The sequence below is a fragment of the Blautia luti genome (assembly GCF_013304735.1).
GTDB lineage: Bacteria > Bacillota > Clostridia > Lachnospirales > Lachnospiraceae > Blautia_A.
On record NZ_JAAITI010000081.1, the window covers coordinates 1 to 1,798 of the forward strand.

General features: G+C 41.8%; 1 protein-coding gene. It reads right to left on the bottom strand.

Features of this window, described 5'->3' with window-relative positions:
• Window positions 1-25: 25 nt before the first annotated feature.
• On the bottom strand, window positions 26-1,309 hold the full coding sequence (gene ltrA / locus G5B06_RS18470) for a group II intron reverse transcriptase/maturase (RefSeq protein WP_148446256.1): 1,284 nt from the start codon (window positions 1,307-1,309) through the stop codon (window positions 26-28).
• Window positions 1,310-1,798: the final 489 nt, after the last annotated feature.

Consider the following 1,798-nt stretch of genomic DNA (forward strand, 5'->3'; position numbering starts at 1 on the left):
TTCCGTACACGGCGGTTCAACCAACTTAACAAGTAACACACCTTTCGGTGTAGTAATCTAACATAGAGACTAATCCAAACTTGGTTAGTCTTTCTTTGTTTATTGCAAAATTCATAACTCTTCGCTGACACACATAAGCGATTCGACTACCTGTGTATGCCGTAATCCAAGCTGTATCCTTATCAACTCCAAGCTTCATCAAATTCTTTATACGATTCTGCGGAGTTTTCCACTGCTTCCAGATACACATACGCAACCTATAGCGAATTCTTGAATCTAGTTCCTTACAGAGCCTTTTCATACTCCCTATCTTGAAATAGTTAATCCAACCTCTTATGAGTTGATTGAGTTTCTCAACTTTACAGCTGTTGCTAACGCCCCAACTACGACAAGTGAGTTCTTTCATTCTTTTCTTGAACTTTGCTACTGATTTTGCATGTGGTTTTGCCTTAAACTGATACGCTCTTGAATCAAAGTAGAAACCAAATCCAAGGTACTTAAGTCCTTGTGGTTTATCTACCTTACTCTTGGTCATGTTGACTTTGAGTCCTAGCTTCTCTTCAATGAATCGTGAAATATTTCTCATGACTCTGTTGGCAGACATTTCACTTCCGACCATTATAATACAGTCATCCGCATATCGTACAAAGTTAAGCCCTCGCTTTTCCATTTCCTTATCAAGTTCATTCAGCATGATGTTTGCCAATAATGGTGAGAGATTCCCCCCTTGTGGTGTCCCCACAATGGAGTCCTCATATTCATCATCAATCATGATTCCGCTGACAAGGTACTTTCTAACGATAGAGATAACATCTCCATCTTTAATAGTTCTGCCTATGATAGTCATAAGCTTGTCATGATTTACTGTGTCAAAGAACTTTTCCAAGTCAATGTCTACAATCCAGTCATTTCCCTCATTCATCATGTCGAGTGCTGTTAAAATTGCTTGTTGTGCACATCTATTCGGTCTGAATCCATAACTATGATCATGGAACTGTTCCTCATAGATTGGTGTTAAAACCTGTGCAATGGCTTGTTGTATGAATCTGTCTGTTACTGTTGGTACTCCCAGGTTTCTGACACCGCCATCAGGCTTTGGTATCTCCACTCTTCGTACTGGCTGAGGTTTATATTTTCTCGTCCTCAACTGTTCCTTGATGATTTCGCCGTTCTTTGCAAGGTATTCTTTGAGTTCTGTGTACTTCATTTCGTCCACTCCCTCTGCACCTTTATTTCGTACGACTTGCAGATATGCTCTGTTGAGGTTATCGCTGGATAATATCTGTTCCATTAGACTACTTGTGTCCATGCGTTCTTTCCTTTCCGTCTCGCTTGATTTGACCACCCTTTTCCCGATTGGTTACGGCAGATGTTGCCATTTCTGCAATACAAGACATACTCAAACTTATTGATTGTTCGCCCCTTTGCTCCATCTCCATTACAGAGACTTCTTCACTACTATGGGCTCGGCTGACTTCTCACAGTTCGTTGTTACTAGGCTAATGGAACCTCTGTGAGACCTCCACGCTTAAGGTGCACGCTCTTTCTCTCCATATATCCGCCACATTTACTCTGCTACTACAAAGGTGATAGTTATTAGATTTCGTTGCTTTGAGCCAACTTATCTCTCGTAGCCTAGCCTTATATGTGATTTCTGTTCGTCGGACCAGAGATTTGCTTACAGCTTCCTTCAGATTCTACCTCACGATAGACACCCTTGCTGTTCAGCTATACACTTCCCACTATCTGGGCATGTTCGGGACTTACACCCGTTAGAGCGCGCCCATGGCGCGCAAAC